Genomic DNA, 18,215 nt, shown 5'->3' with positions numbered 1-18,215 from the left:
ATCACTCGGCGGCGAGCTTCGCCATCAGCGCCTGCGTAACCACGTCAGGCAGGAAAGGCGCGATATCGCCGCCGTGACGCGCGACCTCTTTCACCAGTGAAGAGGAGATGAACGACCACTCTTCGGAAGGCATCAGGAACACGCTTTCCAGCGTCGGCATCAAATGGCGGTTCATGTTCGCCAGCTGCAATTCGTACTCAAAGTCAGACACCGCCCGCAGGCCGCGCACCAGGATATTGGCATTCTGGTGAGCGGCAAAGTGCGCCATCAGCTCGCTGAAACCCAGCACTTCCACATTGTCCAGATGCGAGGTGACCTGCGTCGCCAGCGCCACGCGCTCATCCAGGCTGAACAGCGGCTTTTTGCTCGGGCTGGCGGCGATGGCCAGAATCACGTGATCGAACATCAGCGACGCGCGCGTCACTAAATCCAGGTGGCCGTTGGTCATGGGATCGAAGGTCCCGGGATAGATGGCTTTGCTGGTCATGATTCACTTCTCTGAGTAGTTGCGGCCCAATGCCCATAATGCGGCATATTTATTGAAGGTATATTGCGCGTTGACCACCGCTAACAGCAACCCCTGTTTACCGTCAAGGAAACCGGCCCGCAGCAGCCAGGTTTTGACGAAGGCACCGAGCGTGTGGGTCAGGATGGACAGATAGCCGCAACGCTTGCCGGCCCGGTGGCGTTGCGTGGCCCACTCTTCGGCATAGCGCAGCTGTTTGCGCTGGAAGGCGAAGAAGTCGCGGCAGGTCAGGTGCAGCATATCGCCGCTGAGGGGGATCACTTTGGCGTCGCCGATGTTCAGCGATTCGTGCACCAGATCGTCGTTATAGCGATAGCGTTGGTTGGCGTACAGGCGGTTGACGCGGTCGGGATACCAGCCGCTGTGGCGCATGAAACGGCCAAGGAACAGGTTGCGCCGCGCACAGCTGTAGACGGCGCCGTCGTCCGGTGCGTTCAACACCCGCTCGATGGATTGCCGCAGCTCGGGGGTGACGCGTTCGTCGGCGTCGATCATCAAAACGTAGTCATGACTGGCGTAGCTTTGCGCCAGCTGACGCTGCTTGCCGAATCCTTGCCAGTCGGTGTGCGTGAAGACTTTGGCGCCCAGACTTTCGGCGACGGCGACGCTGTCGTCCTCGCTGCCGGAGTCCAGCACGATGATTTCATCGGCCCAGGCGACAGAGCGCAGGCACTCCGGCAACAGCCCGGCTTCGTTTTTGGCGATCATCACCACCGACAGGCTTTTGCGGCTGCTCATTCAGTGGCTCCGGGGCGGCAGGTGCGGTTCAAGCAGCTGCAGCAGGCGCTGCAACGCTCCCTGATTCTGATACAGCACTTCCACCGCATGGCGGCCGTAGTAGCGACGGTAGTCTTCGTCGGTCAACAGGGTTTCCACTTCCTTCACCAGCGAATCCACGTCGGTCACGGTGATCAGGCCTTCGGCCTGCGAGAGCTTGGCGCAGATGTCTTTAAAGTTGAAGGTATGTGGGCCCATCAGCACCGGGATGGCGTGCGCGGCGGCTTCCAGCGGGTTGTGCCCGCCGCGTTCCACCAGGCTGCCGCCGACAAAGGCCAGATCGGCGATGCCGTACAGCAGCATCAGTTCGCCCATGGTATCGCCGATCACCACCTGGGTGCTGCCGGACGGGATTTCGCCGCTGCTGCGCAGGGTGTAGCTGAAGCCGGCCTTCTGCACCAGCTCTTTGGCGGTCGGGAAGCGCTCCGGGTGACGCGGCACCAGGATCAGCAGCAGGTCGGGGTGTTTTTCCAGCAGTTTGCGGTGCGCTTCCAGCAGGATGGTTTCTTCACCGTCATGGGTGCTGGTGGCGATCCACACCGGGCGGCGCGGCGCCCATTGGCGGCGCAATGTAACGGCGCGGGCGGCCAGCTCCGGGGTGACGGAGATATCGAATTTCAGGCTGCCGGTTACGGCCAGCTGCGAGCGTTTCAGGCCCAGTTCGATAAACCGATCGCCGTCTTCCTGGTTCTGTGCGGCGATCAGCGTAATGCGGCGCAGCATATCGCGCATGAATCCGCCAATTTTCTTGTAGCCAGCGGCGGAGCGAGCCGACAGGCGCGCATTGGCGATCACCAGGGGGATTTGCCGCTGATGCAGTGCGTTGATCAGGTTAGGCCATAGCTCGGTTTCCATGATGATCACCAGCTTGGGATTCACCTGGTCGAGGAAGCGGTTCATGGAACCGGGCAGATCGTAGGGCAGATAGACATGATGCACGTCTTTGCCGAAAGCGGACTGGACGCGTTCTGAACCTGTCGGGGTCATTGTGGTCACAGTTATCGGCAAAGCGGGGTAACGATGGCGCAGCGCCCGCACCAGCGGGATGGCCGCCAGCGTTTCGCCGACGGAGACGGAATGCAGCATAATGCCGCCCGGCACGACTTTCCCGGCGCAGAAGCCATAGCGTTCCGCCCAGCGTTTACGGTAGGCTGGAGCTTTGCGGCTGCGCAGCAGTAAGCGGAGCCAGATCAGGGGTTGGATGAGGTAGAGTAGTACCTGATATAAACGCAGCAACATTCTATCAATTTCATTTATATGGGTTATTCGGAATAGTACCATAACTGGAAGGGAAAGGCGCTAATTTGGTAACCTTGGGTGTCAGTTTCAGACAACCGGCGAGCGATTTCGCCGATAGGCTCGGAATGAAGAATATTTTAATTATTCGCCGCGACAACATCGGCGATCTTGTTTGCACTACGCCCTTGATTGAAGGGGTGAAAATTGCCTATCCAGACGCAAAAGTTTATCTGCTGATCAATAAAGTCAGCCAGGACGTTGTTAAAAACAACCCTCATCTCGAGAAAGTCTTTGTCTATAAAAAGGCCAAGCACAAGGCGAAAAATGAAACGACGTTGGGCGTTTATTTCGAACGTCTGATGATCTTCCTGAAGCTGCGCAAAATAAAGTTCGATGCGGTCATTCTGGCCAACCCGGTGCCTTGCAAATACAGCCTGCGTTTAGCAAAAATGGCCGGCGCCACCCATATCATCGGTGCCGATCTGGGCACGAAAGAGATTCAGCGCCCGTTCCGCAAGGACGATTTCCGCGGCCTCCATCAGGTCGAACACACCTACAGCTATTTATCGGCGATCACCGATCAAGCCATTCCGATCCCGCCGGTGCGGGTATTCCTGACGCCGGAAGAGCGGCAATTGGCGGTGCAGCGGCTGCAGGAACGTCTACCGTCGGTCGAACGGGTATGCGCCGTGCATATCAGCAGCCGCAGCCCGAAAAGACGCTGGCCGGTTGAACGCTATGCCGAAATCATCAACCGTCTGACCGCCGATCCCCACACCGGCGTGCTGATCTTCTGGTCGCCGCAGGGCACGCTGGCGCCGGACGACATCGGCGATCGGCAGCGCGCCGAACAGCTGCTGGCGCTGTGCCAAAACGAACGCGTCGCGCTTTATCCGACGGCGTCGGTGCGCGAGCTGTTGGGCGGGTTTGATTTATGCGACCGGGTGCTGTGCAGCGACGGCGGGCAGATGCATCTTGCCGCCGCGTTGAATAAGGACATGGTGGTGTTCTTTGGCGATACCGATAAAACGTCCTGGCATCCATGGACTGGCCGCCATCATATTTTGCAGAGTGAGTCGGGGCACTGTGAAGATGTTTCTGTCGATGAGGTTTGGCAGAAAATGCAGGCACTCAGCTAACGAAGAAAATAAGGCAGGTATCACCTGCCTTATTTATTTTTTTATTATTTTTCTTTCAGCTCAATATATTGACGGCAAATAGGGTCCAGCCCATAGTTCAGCAATTGCTGTTGATTTATCTGTGGCGGATTGGCGTAAATTTCCGCCATTTTTTCTGCCAGCGACGCTTCGTTTAATTCCGCCAACGCGTTAGCCATGCCGGCTTTTTCCAGAATTTCCGCAGGGCCGCCCGGACAGCGGGTGCTAACCACCGGCGTGCCGCACAACAGCGATTCTACCAGCACATTGCCAAACCCTTCGCTATCGGAGCTGAGCACCAACAGCGAGGCATGGCGGATAAACGGATAGGGATTGGCCTGGAAACCGAGGAATAGCACGCGCTCTGCGATACCCAAGTCTGCCGCCAGACGCTTGACCTCGGCGACGCGGGCGTCATCCCCGGTGCCGATCAAAGCCAGCGGCGCCTGAATACCGGATTGCACATAGGCTTTCAGCAGGCGGTCATGCCGCTTGGTGGCGTGAAAGCGGCCGACGTGCACCAGATAGTCCTGACCGGCCAGTTCGCAAGGTGCCGCCGCCTGTTGCCGGATGGCGTCGATGTCGAACGGGTTATTGATGACCGCCAGCCGACGCGGGCGGATCGGCAAATTCTGCTGCAGATCGCCGCCGACCGCCTGTGAAACGGCGACGATATTTCTCCCCTGGTAAACGTTGGCGATTTTACGTTGCTTGAGCCAGCGATCCAGGCCTTTGCGGTGGCCGAGGTAGGAAGTGGAGAGAATGCCGTGAATGCAGAACCACAGGCGATCCGCGGCCAACCGCTTGCTGCGGCTGACGATGCGATCGGTTTTATGCAGATTCGAGAACACCAGATCGAACGTGCCGTGTTGGCGCTCGTGTTCAGCTATTGCCCGATCCAGCGCGGCGGCGCGGCGTGAGAGCTCGGTCAGCTTGCGCCAGGGGGCACGGCTGCGATCGGCCACCACCTGATAATCAATGCCCGGCGGGATAGGGTAATTGCAGACGTCGCGCAGCGAGATCAGACTAACTTTATGCCCCTGTTGCTGCATGCCCTGGCACAGGGTCAACACCACTTTTTCCGCGCCGCCTCCCGGCAGGCCATCGATGATCATCAGAATACGCATAGCTAATCCAGTAACCGGTTATAGAGGGAAATGAGCTGTTCGGACAGATGCGCCGGCGTGGCCGTCATAATGCGCAATCTCGCCGCTTCGCCCATGGATGATCCCAATGCCTGGCGCGGCAGCGCCCGAATGGCCTCCGTGATGGCCGGTACGTCGAGCGCGTCCGTCACAAAGCCGTTCTGGCCAGGGGTGATAAACTCGGCGCCGCCGCAGGTGGTGCTGGTGACAACCGGCAGGCCGCAGGACATGGCCTCCAGAATCACATTCGGGAACGGATCGTACAGCGTCGGCAGCAGCAGCGCGTCCGCGGCCTGATAGAACGGCAAGGTCTGTTTCTGCACGCCCATAAAGTGAATGCGATCGCCGCAGCCCAGCGACTGCGCCAGCGCCCGGTAGCGTTTTTCGGCCTTGTCTTTGCCGACCACCAGGAGGTGGCTGTCGGTCACCGCCACGGCGCGGATGGCGGCGGCCAGCCCTTTGCGCTCGAAACCGGAGCCGACGAAGACCAGGCAGTGCGCCTGTTGCGGGATCTGATATTGCTCGCGCAGACGCCGGCGCTGGGCCTCGTCGGCGGGCGGGAACTTTTGGTTGTCGATGGCGTTATAGATCACCGTGATTTTGTCGGCGGGCACGCCAAAGTCGGCGATGATTTCCTGCTTGATCATCTCGGCGTTGCAGATGACGGCTTTCAGCTCCGGCGCGGCGTACATGGCGCGTTCGGCGCACATCACATAGCGGTGATAGCGGTTGGAGAACAGCCACTTGCGGCGCCACTCTGGCAGCAGACGCGCGCGTTGCAGCAGCCAGCGGCGGTGTACGCCGTCGCCGGCGCGGTAGATGTCGCAGCCGGGAATGCGTTCGTGGCTTTGCACCAGATCGAAGCGCTCTTTCTGCCACAGCGCCCTGGCCGCCACGGCGAAGCCCCGTTCGCGGCTGATGCGGCCGAGCTTTAACGGATTGCACAGGTGAATGTGCCAGTTGGGATTGGCGTCACCTTGCCATTCGCGGGTGATGACGTTCAGATCGAGATCCTGTTGTTCCAGCGCTTCCAGGGCGCGGGAAACGAAACGTTCGGCTCCGCCGTCCGGGCGGTATTTTTGGCGAACGATCGCCAAACGAAATGCTTTCATGCCAGCGTGCTCCGCGCGGCTGCAATCACCGCGTCTGTAGGAATAAGGTCGAGATACCGTTCGTCTGTGCCGGTATCAATGGCGTCCGGATCGGGCAGTTCGCCGAAGTCGCCGGCCCAGATCACGGCGCCGGTAGCCTGCCACGGCCGCCAGAAAGTCAGCTTGGAAGGGCCGAACAGCGCCACGCACGGCGTTTGCAGCGCGGCGGCCATGTGCATCGGCACTGAATCCACGCCGATAAACAGCTTGGCGTGATCAATCAGGGCGGCCAGTTGGCGCAGCGTCAGCTGGCCGGCCAACGAGATTACGCCCTGCGGCGGGCAGAGCGCCAAAATGCGCTCTACCATGGCTTGTTCTCTGGCGTCGGGGCCGGAGGTGATCACCAACTGGTGTCCGTCGGCCTGCAAGGCGGTGAGGGTGGCGGCCATTTTCTCTTCGCTCCAGCATTTGAAGAACCAGCGCGAGGTGGGCTGCACCACAATATAACTGCCGGCGACGCCCTGTTTCTGCAACCGTTGCTCACAGGTCTGCCAATTCTGCGGATCGTAACTCATGGTGACATGCTCATTGAGCGTGGGCAGGTTCAGCGGCGCCAGCAACGAGAGATTTTGTTCGACGGTATGCAGGTGGGCGTGATTGTCCACCGGCACCAGCTGCGTGTGACAGTGGCGCCACAGGAAGCCGCGGCGTTTGGGGAAATCGAAGCCCAAACGGATGCGCGCGCCGGTCAGGCGCGTGATGATGGCGCTGCGCCACTGATCGGCCAGATTGACCACCAGATCGTAGCGCTGCGCCTTCAGGCGGCGCAGCAGCGCCAGCTCGTGCCCCAGATGCGCGCGGACGCCCTGTTTCTTCCATTGGCGGTCGATGGCGAACAGCGTCGACAATTCCGGATTACTGGCCAGCATCTCCTGCGTTTCCTGATACAGCAGCACATCGATCTGCGCCTGCGGGTAGTTTTGCCGCAGGCTGCTGATGACCGGCGTGACCAGCAGCATATCGCCGTGATGGCGCAGTTTTATGATCAAAATACGCTGTACGGATGGGGCGGAAGTTAGTGCTGGCGCGTCGTTCATCATGAGTCGCTTTCTGGGAAACCAATCTTTGATTCTAAATGACCCGATCGCATGTGGCTACTGTTGCACGGTTTTCTTGCCGGGCCGCAAAAAAATCGCCGAGCCGGGGACGAATGCGCTTCAACGTTGTCCAAACCAGGCAGCAAAGTCGTTTGCCCTGGCGAAACGGCCTGCGTAACATAGTGCATTCTGTTGATATCAGGCTCGATATTCATGACTAAACCGGCGTTTCTCATCACCATTGATACCGAAGGCGATAATCTGTGGCAAAACCACGATCGCATCGCGACCGAAAACACACGTTTCTTGCCGCGCTTTCAGGCGCTGTGCGAGAAATACGCCTTCAAGCCGGTTTATCTCACCAACTATGAAATGGCGATGGACCCGACCTACGTCGAGTTCGCGCGCGACGTGATCGCCCGCGACGCCGGCGAGGTCGGCATGCACCTGCACGCCTGGAACAGCCCGCCGTTGACGCCGCTGACCGACGATGACTGGCGCCACAAGCCTTATTTGATCGAGTATCCCGCCGATCAGATCCGCGCCAAGGTCGATCACATGACCAAGCTGCTGGAAGATGCCTTCCAGACCAAAATGCTTAGCCATCGCGCCGGCCGTTGGGCGTTCAACGAATACTATGCCTCACTGCTGCTGGAATACGGCTATCAGGTGGACTGTTCTGTGACGCCGCGGGTCAACTGGCAGTTTTCGCCGGGTAACCCGCAGGGCAACGGCGGTACCGATTACAGCCGGTTCCCGTCGCAGGCCTATTTCATCGATCCGCAGAACATCGCCAAGCCGGGCGCTTCGGCGCTGCTGGAAGTGCCGATGAGCATCCAGTACAAGCATTCGGCGCTGATGAATGCGTTCAAGCAGGGCTATGATCGGCTGCGCGGCAAGCGCCGTTCGCCGTCCGTCAACTGGCTGCGGCCGAGTGGCGGCAACGTGGCCAAGATGATCAGCGTGGCCGAGACCTCGCTGGCGCAGGGGCATGACTACGTCGAGTTTATGCTGCACTCCTCCGAGTTTATGCCGGGCGGCAGCCCGACGTTCAAAACTGAACAGGATATCGAAGTGCTGTACCGCGATCTGGAGCAGCTGTTTGACTGGCTGCAGCAGCGCACGGTGGGCATGACGCTGGCCGAGTATTATCAACTTAAAGCGAACTAAGCACGCACATGTCGAAGAAATGGAAAATCAAGGTTGCCGACTGGTTCTTGCGGCGCTATACGGCGAAGTACGGCCGTTTTCAGGACAAGGCGACGTTCGACGGCGCCCAGCAGTTTGACAATATCGTCATCTATTCCACCACGGCGTTGGGCGACTTCATGTTCAACACGCCGGCATTGAGGGCGATGCGGGAACGCTACCCCAACGCGCACATCACGCTGGTGGTGCACAAGAAAAACCGCGAGCTGGTGGAAAACGGCCGCTATTACGATCGCGTGGTGTATTGGGACAGCAAGATCAAGACGATACGCCCGTTGCTGAAATCGCTGCGCGAACATCAGCCGGATTTGGCGCTGATCCTGCACTCCCATCTGCCTTATGACATCATCAGCGCCGTACTGGCCGGGGCGAAGTACATTATCCGCGATAACTACAGCTCGGGCATTTGCGGGCTGGAGCCTTGGCTGACCAACTATGTCTTCCATTATTACGGCCACTTCGTGCGCCGCAAGCTGGAGCTGATTTCCATTTTAGGTTGCCGCAGCGACGATCCGACGATGGAAATTCCCGTGGATTATCAGCGCGGCGTCAAAAGCAGCGACCACCCCACCATCGGGTTTCAATTGGGGGCATCGACGGAGTCGCGTTGCTGGCCGGTTTCACACTATGCACGGCTGGCCGATGAGCTGGTGGCGAAGCACCCCAATGTACGCATCGTGCTGATTGGCGCACCGTTTGATGACGGCAAGGCCAAACAGTTTATGAGCCTGATCGGCTCGCAAACGCAGGCCTGCGTGGATAACCAGATCGGCAAAACGGGGCTGCAAGGCTTGCTGACGTTGCTCGACAGTTTCCATGTTCTTGTCACCGGCGACACCGGGCCGCTGCATCTGGCGGTGGCGTTGAAGGTGAAAACCATCAGCCTGTTCGTGACCGCCGATTCACGCTCCACCGGGCCGATTCAGGATCCTGAACTGCACCGCATCATTCAGGTGTCTCGTACCGGCTATACGATGCCGCTGGAGGCGGAAAGCCCGATGGGGGTTATCCAGCCGCAGCGGATTTATGACGAGTTGGTCGCGCACGTGCCTTTAGCGCGCTAAAGGCGAGACGACGCATCGGCCGCCCGGCCGATGCGGTTAGTGCGGCCTGCGCCCGCGCAGCTTCGAAAGAAAGGTATCCACTCGCGCATAGCGCATCTGACGGACTTTTTTGCCCGGCACGTCGCTGTTGCGGCAGATATCGGCGGCGCGGCGCAGGATATGCAGCGTTGCCGGCGCGTAATGGTAATAGCCGTACACCGCCTTCGACATGCTTTTCACCTCGGAAAAGCAGTTGGCCAGCATCAGGGCGGCCAACCGGCGCAGCGGCTCATCCCCAGAATGCTGCGCCACAAAGCGCAGCATTTTCTCCATAGCGAACAACAGATCGTCAATATCTTTGGGTTTGATATTGCGGGTGATGCCCTGGTTGTTGTCCCGATAGAAGTAGAGTTCGCACTCAAGATGGGCGATGCGGCGAGTTTTGAAATACTGAAAAGGCGTGAAAATCACGTCTTCATAGCGCCTGCCGTCTTCGAACGCTTCCCCTGCCAGCAGCGTGCGTTTATATACCCGGCTCCAGAGATGCCACATTGAGCGCGCGAACAGCGGTTGCAGGCAGCTCAGCCCCAACTGTGAAAAGTCGTAGGCTACGGGCTGCGTCGCGCGGTTCTCGGATTTCGGCGGTTGTTCGGTGAACTTCTGATAATTAAAATCGATCAGGTCATACTCACCGGCGATCAGCAGGGGATGCAGGATCGCCAGATAGTCGTCGCTCAGCAGATCGTCGCCGTCGAGAAAGGTGACGTAGCGCCCGGTGGCTTGCTGCAGGCCGACATTGCGGGCGTGTGCAATACCGCCGTTGGCCTGAGAAATAAAAGCCACCTGCGGATGCTGCCGCTGCGCCAGATACCGGCTGACCAGCGCCCCCGACGCATCGGTAGAGCCATCGTCGATGATCACCACCTCAATATCATCAGAAATCTGCGTAAATAACGAATCCAGCGCAGCGATGATGAACGCTTCGTTATTATAAAACGGCACGATAACGCTGAGCAGCGGTGGTTGAATGTTCACGCGGCCTGCTCCTGTGTGGAAGTCTGTCTCGCCACGGAGAGCACTCCGGCGATCAGCGCCAGACAGAACATGGCGGTGCCTTCCGTGCTGAAGAAGATGACGTCGCTCAGCCCGTAAACGAACAGGCTGGCGCTCACGCTCAGCAACAGCGCGTTGCGCTGCGGCCGGAACGAAGAGAAGAACAGGCAGACATAGAGTGCCAGCAGCAGCAGTACGCCCCAGACGCCCTTGAGCGAATAGGTTTCCAGCAGCTCGTTGTGCAGGTGGACGTTGATATAGGGCATAACGCCAGACAGGCGAGGTTGCTGTGCGACCATCGCACGGATCTCTTCGCCGCGCTGTTCGGCGGATTGGCCCCAGGGGGCTTGTGAGCCGGTACGCCATGCCAGCGTTTGCATCGACAGCCGTGAAATGATCGAGTTTTCAGTCTGTGGCTGATCCATCAGACGCATATCGGTCTCAAAGGCCTGAATGCGTTCTTCTATCTGCGGTTTAAACACCAGGCCGCAGGCTACGAGCAGCAGCGGTACCGAGGCCATCAACGCGAGTTTGTGTTTTCTGGAAACCAGTTGCTTGGTGGCCAGCAGCGACAGACAAATCGCCACCGGGTAGACCAGCATCGCCGCGCGGGTGCCGGTGAGCACCAGCGCAGAGAAGGACAGCAGGAATGCCGCAATGTATAACACCAGACGGTAGCGGGTGCGCAGCATCAGGATGGCTTGCATCATGACCAGATCGATGGCGGTCATCAGGTAGGCGGCGACCGTGGCGCGATCGAAGTTGAGCTCTACGCGCGGGATATCCAGACGCAGCCCTTGATAGAGGGAATAACCGTTGATCGCCAGACCGGTGACGAGAGCCACAACGATCAACAGGCGCTGCACGCACAACCGCTCATTGAGCGCAATCAGCAAGATGAAAGCGGTCGCGAGCTGCAGTTTGCCGGTCGACATATAAGAGCGATAGATATTGATGTAGTCACCCGGCTGTTTGAAGTGATGCATCCAGAGGATGGTTCCCATACCTACGCTGAACATCAACGCGGGCAGCAGCAGATTTCTAACGTTGCTGAAGTAGTAGCGCGGATACAGGCAAACGGCGATAAAGGCGATGTAGCTGGAAACGTAAAACAGATTGCGTCCGGTCGCGGAACCGAAAGGGATGGTGCAAAAAGCGATGGCGCACCCCAGATAGATCAGATAGCTGAAGGCAGGGTGCGGCGTTCTGTATTTTAGCATCGGGCGTGTTTTCCGGCTCACGTTTCAATTAAGCGATAAAGGATCGCAGCGTGTCGTCGAATTCAACTTTGAACTGAGCATAGTTGAAATGTTCCGCAGGATAGCGCTGCGCATTTCGGCTCAGAGTCTGGTAGGTTTCTCGCTCCAGCAATTTCTCAACGGCATCCGCACAGTCGATATGCGACAGCAGCTTGGGCGCTACCAGGCTGTCGGTCAACGGATCGTAGACCTCATGCGGGAAGTCGACCTCGATATCGGTGAGCTGCCGGTGCTGTTCGATGGTGACCGACGGCGTCAGGCCAATGCCGCAGACCCCGTCTTTCACCGCTTCCGGCTGGCCGTCGACCTGCGGGAAGATGACCGGCACGCCGAAATAGAGCGATTCCATGCAGGACAAGCCGAACGGCTCGGTGATCGGCGTGCTCATGTAGATGTGCGTGCGATTGAAGAAACCGGCGACGTCATCCTGATAACCGCTGAAGGTGACGCGATCGCCGAGCTGGAGCCGGGCCGCCAGCGCCTCGAACGCCGCGCGATCCGGCCCTTTGCCGGCCACTTCCAGCGTGACGTCATGCCCGCGTCGCAGCAGTTCCTGCATCATCAATAATGAAACGCTGATGCCTTTCAGGCTGACCAGACGCGAGGCGGTGCCGATTCTGATCGGCTGTGACAGCGTTTTCGGCGTGTTGTCGATCCCCGCCGGCGTCTTGATGCGGTTGATCACCACGTGGTTTGGGCAAGGCAGATTAAAGCGCAGCTCCATCACCCGCTTCGAGGCGTGTGAGGCGGAAATCACGCCGTCCAGCATGGCGAAGAAACGCAGCGTCTTTTGATTTTTCGGGTAGCGCCAGGAGCAGCCGTGATCGTAGTAAACCAGCTTGCCGCGCTTGGGTTTGGCCGCCAGCCCCGGCACCAGGTCCCAGACGATCACCACGTCGGCGTTGGCCCGCTCGATTTTCCACTTCAACAGAAATTTTCGCAGGAACTGCGGGCAGCGCAGCGGCAGCGCATTGATCAGGCGGTTGGCGAAGGTGACGGGTTGGTGCGCCGGCAACTGGCGGCGGATCTCCTCGCCGATGTCGCCGCTGATGCACAGGACCTGGTTGCTGCCGTTGGTGGTATCGTTGATGTACTGCAGGAACAGGCGCTCGACGCCGCCCATTTTACCCAGGTTGATAATGTGCAGTTTTTTCATGCTATAACCTTTTGCAACGCCTGCCATGCCGTATCGGCGTCAATTGTCGCCATGCTTTTTTCCGGCGAAATCAGCGAGTGCTGATTTTGCCCGTAGCCGCCGATCAGGCCGGGATCGGTTGGCCCGAACAGCGTGATGTTCGGTTTGTCGAGCGCGGCGGTCAGATGACTGAGTCCGGTGTCGACCGAGACCACGCCCTTGGCGCCGGCCAGCACGTCAGCCACCTGCTGCAGGCTGAGCTTCGGCAGCACTTCGACATGTGGAAAACCTTCCGCCAAGCGTAGCGCGCGCTGATGTTCATGCTCTGCGCCCCACGGCAGTTTGATCTTCAGCCCGCTGTCGGCCGTCAGCGCGATCAGCTCGCGCCAGTTCTGCTCCGGCCAATGCTTATCGTCACGGGTTGTCGCGTGCAGAAACACCAGATATTGACCGGCATCGACCGGCGGCTGGCTGAGAAAACGCGCGGCGATGGCGTAATCGCCGTAGCTGCCCGGTTTATCGTAGCCGAGGCTTTTGGCGAACAGCTCGCGCGTGCGTTCCACCGCGTGCTGCTGTTTGTCTATCTCATGACGCACGTTGTAGAACCAGCTGGCGAACGGCTCGCGCGCACTCTTGCAGTCCGGGCCATGTTTGTTGCCTTTGGCGACGCGGGTGATCAGCGCGGCGCTTTTGATCAGGCCCTGCGCGTCGATCACCACGTCGTAATGGCGTTCTTGCAGCGCGCGCTTGAAGTCGCAGCGCTGCTGTCGGGTGTCGCTGCCGAACCAATTTTTACGCCAGCGGCGAATGGCCACCGGGATCACGCGATCCACTGCCGGATGCCAGGTGGGGATTTGGCTGAAACCTTCTTCCACCACCCAGTCGAAGCGGATATCGGGAATGGCCTGCAGCGCGTCGGTCAGGGCGGGCAGCGTATGCAGCACATCGCCCATCGAGGACGTTTTTACGATTAACACCTGCATGACTATTCCTCGCTGGCGACAAGTAACGGCGTCAGCGCATCCAACACTTGCTGCGGCTGAATATCGATCAAACTTTGGTGGTATCCCTGCTCGGCATCGCCTTTACGCACCTTGTGATAACCGCTGATCAAGCGGATAACCCGCGCCTTGTCGGAGAGCGGCGGCGTGAAGTCGGGGCTGCTTGGGCCGTACAAGGCTATCAGCGGTTTGTTCAACGCTGCGGCAACGTGCATTAAACCGGAGTCGTTGCTGACCACCGCCCGGCAGGCCGCGATCAGGATCACCGCCTGCTCCAGCTGGGTTTTTCCGGCCAGGTTAAGGCAGAAATCGCGCGCGTCTTCCTGCAACGCGGCGCGGATCTGTTCGCCGGCCTCGTGGTCTTTTGCCGAACCGAACAGCGCGATTTGATAGCCGCTCTCGATCAGCCGTTGAGCCAGCGCTGCGTAGTGATAGTGCGGCCAGCGCTTGGCGGGGCCGAACTCCGCGCCTGGGCAGAAGCCGACGATCGGGCGGCTGTCGGTCAGGTTGAAGGCCGAAGTAGTTTCGGCGATCTCTTCGTCGCTCACCCGCAGCTGCGGCCACAGCAGCGGCTGCGGCAGATCGTCGGCGCGCTGAACGCGGCCTTTGTCATAGGCCAGCGCCACATAGCGCTGCACCATCAGCGGGAAAGCGGCCTTGTCGAGCACGCGGACGTCGTTCAGCAGGCCGTAGCGCATTTCGCCCCGCCAGCCGGTGCGCTGCGGGATATCGGCGAAGAAAGGCACCAGCGCGGATTTGAACGAGTTGGGCAGAACGTAAGCGCGATCGTAACGGTTGGCGCGCAGGGCGCGCCCCAGGCGGCGGCGTTCGCCGAGCCCCAGCGCGCCGTGGCCCAGCGGCATCGCCAGCGCCTGATTGACTTCCGGCATGCGCGCCAGCAGCGGGCGGCACCAGGCCGGCGCCATCACATCGATCTCCGCCGACGGGTATTCGGCCTTCAGGGTGCGATAGAGACTTTGCGACATCATCATGTCGCCAACCCAAGAAGGGCCGATAACCAGTATTTTCATACCCAGCGTTAATTCCTTCAGCTTATGCGGTGCGGTTCAACCAGGCCATATACTCTTTCACGCCTTCGGCGACCGTTTTGAACGGTGCGTCGTAGCCGGCGGCGCGCAGCTTGGTCAGATCGGCCTGGGTGTACGCCTGATAGCGGCCCTTCAGCTTTTCCGGGAACTCGATGTATTCCACCGCGCCTTTCTGATGGAAGTCCACCACCGCGTCGGCCACCGCCTGGAAGGTTTCCGCCCGGCCGGTGCCGCAGTTGAAGATGCCGGATTTGCCGGTTTCCCAGAACCACAGGTTAACCGCCGCCACGTCGCCGACGTAGATGAAGTCACGCTTGAAGTTTTCGCTGCCGGCGAACAGTTTCGGGTTTTCGCCGCGGTTGATCTGGGTGTTCAGGTGGAAGGCGACGCTGGCCATACTGCCTTTGTGGCCTTCGCGCGGGCCGTAAACGTTGAAGTAGCGGAAGCCGCAGATCTGCGAGTCCGCTTCCGGCAGGATCTCACGCACGTACTGATCGAACAGGAATTTGGAGTAGCCGTACACGTTGAGCGGCGCTTCATACTGACGCTCTTCGATAAACTCTTCGCGGCCGCCGTAAGTGGCGGCTGAGGAGGCGTAGAGGAACGGGATTTCGCGATCCAGGCAGTAGTGCAGCAGATCTTTGGAGTACTGATAGTTGTTGTCCATCATGTACTTGCCGTCCCACTCGGTGGTCGCGGAGCAGGCGCCTTCGTGGAACACCGCTTCGATTTCGCCCAGATCGTCGCCGGCCACGATGCTGGCGATAAAGTCTTCTTTATCGATATAGTCGGCGATGTCCAGATCGACCAGGTTGACGAATTTGGTGCCGTCTTTCAGGTTATCCACCACCAGGATATCGCGATATCCCTTGTCGTTCAGTGCCTTAATGATGTTGCTGCCGATCATGCCGGCGCCGCCTGTGACGATAATCATTGGGTTACCCCTGCTAAGCTGCTGGCGGGGCACAATGCCCCACGCTCAATGGCGGTTATCATAGCATTTCATGCCGCGGCAAACAGCGGAAGGGCTCCGAATATCCCGCATTGCCATTGAAGTCCGCTTTTTGCCGTGATATCTGCTGCAATTTTAATATTCTCTCCCGCGCATTCTCGTCAGTTTGGTTACAAATCAGTAAAATATGCCGTAAATAGCCCAATCCTGGAGATAACCGAATGTCAGCGTCTTTTTATCAGCAGTTGGAACAACAGCTTGCCGCCACTCGCAGTGAAGGGCTGTTCAAGGAAGAACGCATCATCACCTCCGCGCAGCAGGCGGATATCGCCGTTGCCGACGGCAGCCATGTGATCAACTTCTGCGCCAATAACTACCTGGGCCTGGCCAACCATCCGGCGCTCATCGCCGCCGCCAAGTCGGGGATGGACAGCCACGGTTTCGGCATGGCGTCGGTGCGCTTCATCTGCGGCACCCAGGACAGCCACAAGCAGCTGGAACAGAAACTGGCGGCCTTTTTGGGCATGGAAGACGCGATCCTGTACTCCTCTTGCTTCGACGCCAACGGCGGGCTGTTCGAAACCCTGCTCGGCCCGGAAGACGCGATTATCTCCGATGCGCTGAACCACGCGTCGATCATCGACGGCGTGCGCCTGTGTAAGGCCAAGCGCTATCGCTACGCCAATAACGACATGACCGAGCTGGCCGCGCAGCTGAAACAGGCCAAAGCCGACGGCGCGCGGCACATTCTGATCGCCACTGACGGCGTATTCTCGATGGACGGCGTAATCGCCAACCTGAAAGGGGTTTGCGATCTGGCGGACGAGTATCAGGCGCTGGTGATGGTGGATGACTCCCATGCGGTGGGCTTTGTCGGCGCCAACGGGCGCGGCACCCATGAATACTGCGAAGTGATGGGCCGCGTCGATATCATTACCGGTACGTTAGGCAAAGCGCTGGGCGGCGCGTCCGGCGGCTACACCGCCGCCAAGAAAGAAGTGGTGGAGTGGCTGCGCCAGCGCTCGCGTCCGTACCTGTTCTCCAACTCGCTGGCGCCGGCGATCGTCGCCGCGTCGATCAAAGTGCTGGAACTGCTGGAAGAGGGCGACGCCCTGCGCGATCGCCTGTGGGCCAACGCGCGTCTGTTCCGCGAAAAAATGACCGCCGCCGGCTTCACCCTGGCCGGCGCCGATCACGCCATCATCCCGGTCATGCTGGGTGAGGCGAAGCTGGCGCAGGAATTCGCCAATGCGTTGCTCAAGGAAGGCATCTATGTGACCGGTTTCTTCTATCCGGTGGTGCCGAAAGGCCAGGCGCGCATCCGTACCCAGATGTCCGCCGACCACACCCCGGAGCAAATCGAACGCGCAGTGGCGGCGTTTACACGTATCGGTAAGGATCTTGGCGTTATTGCATAAGGTAAAACCATGAAAGCACTGTCAAAACTGAAAGCGGAAGAAGGGATTTGGATGACCGACGTGCCTCAGCCGGAGCTGGGCCACAACGACATCATGATCAAAATCCGCAAAACCGCGATCTGCGGCACCGATGTGCATATCTACAACTGGGACGAATGGTCGCAAAAAACCATTCCGGTTCCGATGGTGGTCGGCCATGAATACGTGGGCGAAGTGGTGGCGATCGGTCAGGAAGTCAAAGGCTTCAGCATCGGCGATCGCGTGTCCGGTGAAGGTCACATCACCTGCGGGCACTGCCGCAACTGCCGCGGCGGCCGCACGCACCTGTGCCGCAACACCGTCGGCGTGGGCGTGAACCGTCCGGGCAGCTTCGCGGAATACCTGGTGATCCCGGCGTTCAACGCCTTCAAGATCCCGGATAACATCTCCGACGAACTGGCTTCGATCTTCGATCCGTTCGGTAACGCGGTACACACTGCGCTGTCGTTCGATCTGGTCGGGGAAGACGTGCTGGTGTCCGGCGCCGGCCCGATCGGCATCATGGCGGCGGCGGTGTGCAAACACGTCGGCGCCCGCCATGTGGTGATCACCGACGTTAACGAATACCGTCTGGAACTGGCGCGCAAGATGGGCGTGACCCGCGCGGTGAACGTCAGTAAGGAAAACCTCAACGACGTGATGGCCGAGCTGGGTATGACCGAAGGATTCGACGTCGGTCTGGAAATGTCCGGCGCGCCGCCGGCGTTCCGCACGCTGCTCAATGCCATGAACCACGGCGGACGCATCGCCATGCTGGGCATTCCGCCTTCGGATATGTCGATCGACTGGAACCAGGTCATCTTCAAAGGGCTGTTTATCAAAGGGATTTACGGCCGCGAAATGTTCGAAACCTGGTACAAGATGGCGGCGCTGATCCAGTCCGGCCTGGATTTGACCCCAATCATCACCCACCGTTTCTCGATCGACGAGTTCCAGCAGGGCTTCGACGCCATGCGCTCCGGCAAGTCGGGTAAAGTGGTGCTGAGCTGGGATTAATCTCGACAGACGTGAAAAAGGCCGGAATT

General features: G+C 59.3%; 17 protein-coding genes. 5 read left to right on the top strand and 12 right to left on the bottom strand.

Annotated elements, in window-relative coordinates; genetic code table 11:
* Position 1: 1 nt before the first annotated feature.
* Genes coaD through waaA form a run of 3 tightly spaced genes read right to left on the bottom strand, consistent with a single transcriptional unit; the run spans position 2 to position 2,542 of the window.
* Positions 2-487: a pantetheine-phosphate adenylyltransferase gene (coaD, locus tag ACMGGW_RS22395; protein ID WP_004931181.1), complete on the bottom strand. Its 486-nt coding sequence runs from the start codon at positions 485-487 to the stop codon at positions 2-4.
* Between the two features lie 3 nt (positions 488-490).
* The gene (locus ACMGGW_RS22390; RefSeq protein ID WP_197832638.1) at positions 491-1,264 is read right to left on the bottom strand and encodes a glycosyltransferase; all 774 of its coding nucleotides are present in this window, start codon (positions 1,262-1,264) and stop codon (positions 491-493) included.
* Positions 1,265-2,542: a lipid IV(A) 3-deoxy-D-manno-octulosonic acid transferase gene (waaA, locus tag ACMGGW_RS22385; RefSeq protein ID WP_025304695.1), complete on the bottom strand. Its 1,278-nt coding sequence runs from the start codon at positions 2,540-2,542 to the stop codon at positions 1,265-1,267.
* Between the two features lie 125 nt (positions 2,543-2,667).
* Here waaA and ACMGGW_RS22380 point away from each other — a divergent pair, with 125 nt between their 5' ends.
* Positions 2,668-3,681: a glycosyltransferase family 9 protein gene (locus tag ACMGGW_RS22380; protein ID WP_043141040.1), complete on the top strand. Its 1,014-nt coding sequence runs from the start codon at positions 2,668-2,670 to the stop codon at positions 3,679-3,681.
* Between the two features lie 44 nt (positions 3,682-3,725).
* Here the strand turns inward: ACMGGW_RS22380 and ACMGGW_RS22375 are convergent, their stop codons facing one another.
* The 3 genes from ACMGGW_RS22375 to rfaQ are packed head-to-tail and all read right to left on the bottom strand — an operon-like array spanning position 3,726 to position 7,035.
* Positions 3,726-4,826, bottom strand: coding sequence for a glycosyltransferase (locus ACMGGW_RS22375; protein WP_197832639.1), 1,101 nt, complete (start codon positions 4,824-4,826; stop codon positions 3,726-3,728).
* 2 nt (positions 4,827-4,828) lie between these two features.
* Complete coding sequence (locus ACMGGW_RS22370) at positions 4,829-5,956, bottom strand: glycosyltransferase family 4 protein (RefSeq protein ID WP_025304692.1); 1,128 nt, start codon at positions 5,954-5,956, stop codon at positions 4,829-4,831.
* Positions 5,953-7,035 (bottom strand): putative lipopolysaccharide heptosyltransferase III, encoded by a 1,083-nt coding sequence (rfaQ, locus tag ACMGGW_RS22365; RefSeq protein WP_420279533.1) that lies wholly within the window; start codon positions 7,033-7,035, stop codon positions 5,953-5,955. Before rfaQ ends, ACMGGW_RS22370 begins: the two co-directional genes overlap by 4 nt.
* 210 nt (positions 7,036-7,245) lie before the next feature.
* Between rfaQ and ACMGGW_RS22360 the strand changes: the two genes are divergently transcribed.
* Both ACMGGW_RS22360 and ACMGGW_RS22355 read left to right on the top strand, forming a co-directional pair.
* On the top strand, positions 7,246-8,202 hold the full coding sequence (locus ACMGGW_RS22360; protein ID WP_197770301.1) for a polysaccharide deacetylase family protein: 957 nt from the start codon (positions 7,246-7,248) through the stop codon (positions 8,200-8,202).
* Positions 8,203-8,210: 8 nt separating this feature from the next.
* On the top strand, positions 8,211-9,305 hold the full coding sequence (locus ACMGGW_RS22355; RefSeq protein WP_149570926.1) for a glycosyltransferase family 9 protein: 1,095 nt from the start codon (positions 8,211-8,213) through the stop codon (positions 9,303-9,305).
* Between the two features lie 36 nt (positions 9,306-9,341).
* Here ACMGGW_RS22355 and ACMGGW_RS22350 read toward each other — a convergent pair whose 3' ends face one another.
* Genes ACMGGW_RS22350 through rfaD form a run of 6 tightly spaced genes read right to left on the bottom strand, consistent with a single transcriptional unit; the run spans position 9,342 to position 15,715 of the window.
* A complete protein-coding gene (locus ACMGGW_RS22350; RefSeq protein ID WP_197832605.1) occupies positions 9,342-10,319 on the bottom strand; it encodes a glycosyltransferase in 978 nt (325 codons plus the stop codon).
* Positions 10,316-11,557 (bottom strand): O-antigen ligase family protein, encoded by a 1,242-nt coding sequence (locus tag ACMGGW_RS22345; RefSeq protein ID WP_043141024.1) that lies wholly within the window; start codon positions 11,555-11,557, stop codon positions 10,316-10,318. The genes ACMGGW_RS22350 and ACMGGW_RS22345 overlap by 4 nt, the downstream gene beginning before the upstream one ends.
* Before the next feature lie 28 nt (positions 11,558-11,585).
* On the bottom strand, positions 11,586-12,752 hold the full coding sequence (locus ACMGGW_RS22340) for a glycosyltransferase (protein ID WP_197832606.1): 1,167 nt from the start codon (positions 12,750-12,752) through the stop codon (positions 11,586-11,588).
* Positions 12,749-13,714 (bottom strand): lipopolysaccharide heptosyltransferase RfaC, encoded by a 966-nt coding sequence (gene rfaC / locus ACMGGW_RS22335; protein ID WP_025304685.1) that lies wholly within the window; start codon positions 13,712-13,714, stop codon positions 12,749-12,751. The genes ACMGGW_RS22340 and rfaC overlap by 4 nt, the downstream gene beginning before the upstream one ends.
* Before the next feature lie 2 nt (positions 13,715-13,716).
* On the bottom strand, positions 13,717-14,763 hold the full coding sequence (gene rfaF / locus ACMGGW_RS22330) for an ADP-heptose--LPS heptosyltransferase RfaF (RefSeq protein WP_025304684.1): 1,047 nt from the start codon (positions 14,761-14,763) through the stop codon (positions 13,717-13,719).
* A gap of 22 nt (positions 14,764-14,785) precedes the next feature.
* The gene (gene rfaD, locus ACMGGW_RS22325) at positions 14,786-15,715 is read right to left on the bottom strand and encodes an ADP-glyceromanno-heptose 6-epimerase (protein ID WP_025304683.1); all 930 of its coding nucleotides are present in this window, start codon (positions 15,713-15,715) and stop codon (positions 14,786-14,788) included.
* Between the two features lie 239 nt (positions 15,716-15,954).
* On the opposite strand from rfaD, the gene kbl reads away from it, so the two are divergent.
* Together kbl and tdh are read left to right on the top strand one after the other, a co-directional pair.
* Positions 15,955-17,151 (top strand): glycine C-acetyltransferase, encoded by a 1,197-nt coding sequence (gene kbl, locus ACMGGW_RS22320; protein WP_004931154.1) that lies wholly within the window; start codon positions 15,955-15,957, stop codon positions 17,149-17,151.
* A 9-nt stretch (positions 17,152-17,160) separates the two neighbouring features.
* Entirely contained in the window at positions 17,161-18,186 is a 1,026-nt protein-coding gene (tdh, locus tag ACMGGW_RS22315) for an L-threonine 3-dehydrogenase (protein WP_025304682.1), read from the top strand.
* Positions 18,187-18,215 lie beyond the last annotated feature (29 nt).

Origin of the sequence: Serratia sp. BNK-4, from assembly GCF_048685115.1 — a bacterium.
Lineage (GTDB): Bacteria > Pseudomonadota > Gammaproteobacteria > Enterobacterales > Enterobacteriaceae > Serratia > Serratia bockelmannii.
Note: the sequence above shows the minus strand (reverse complement) of the source record. Positions and strands in the feature narration are given on the sequence as shown.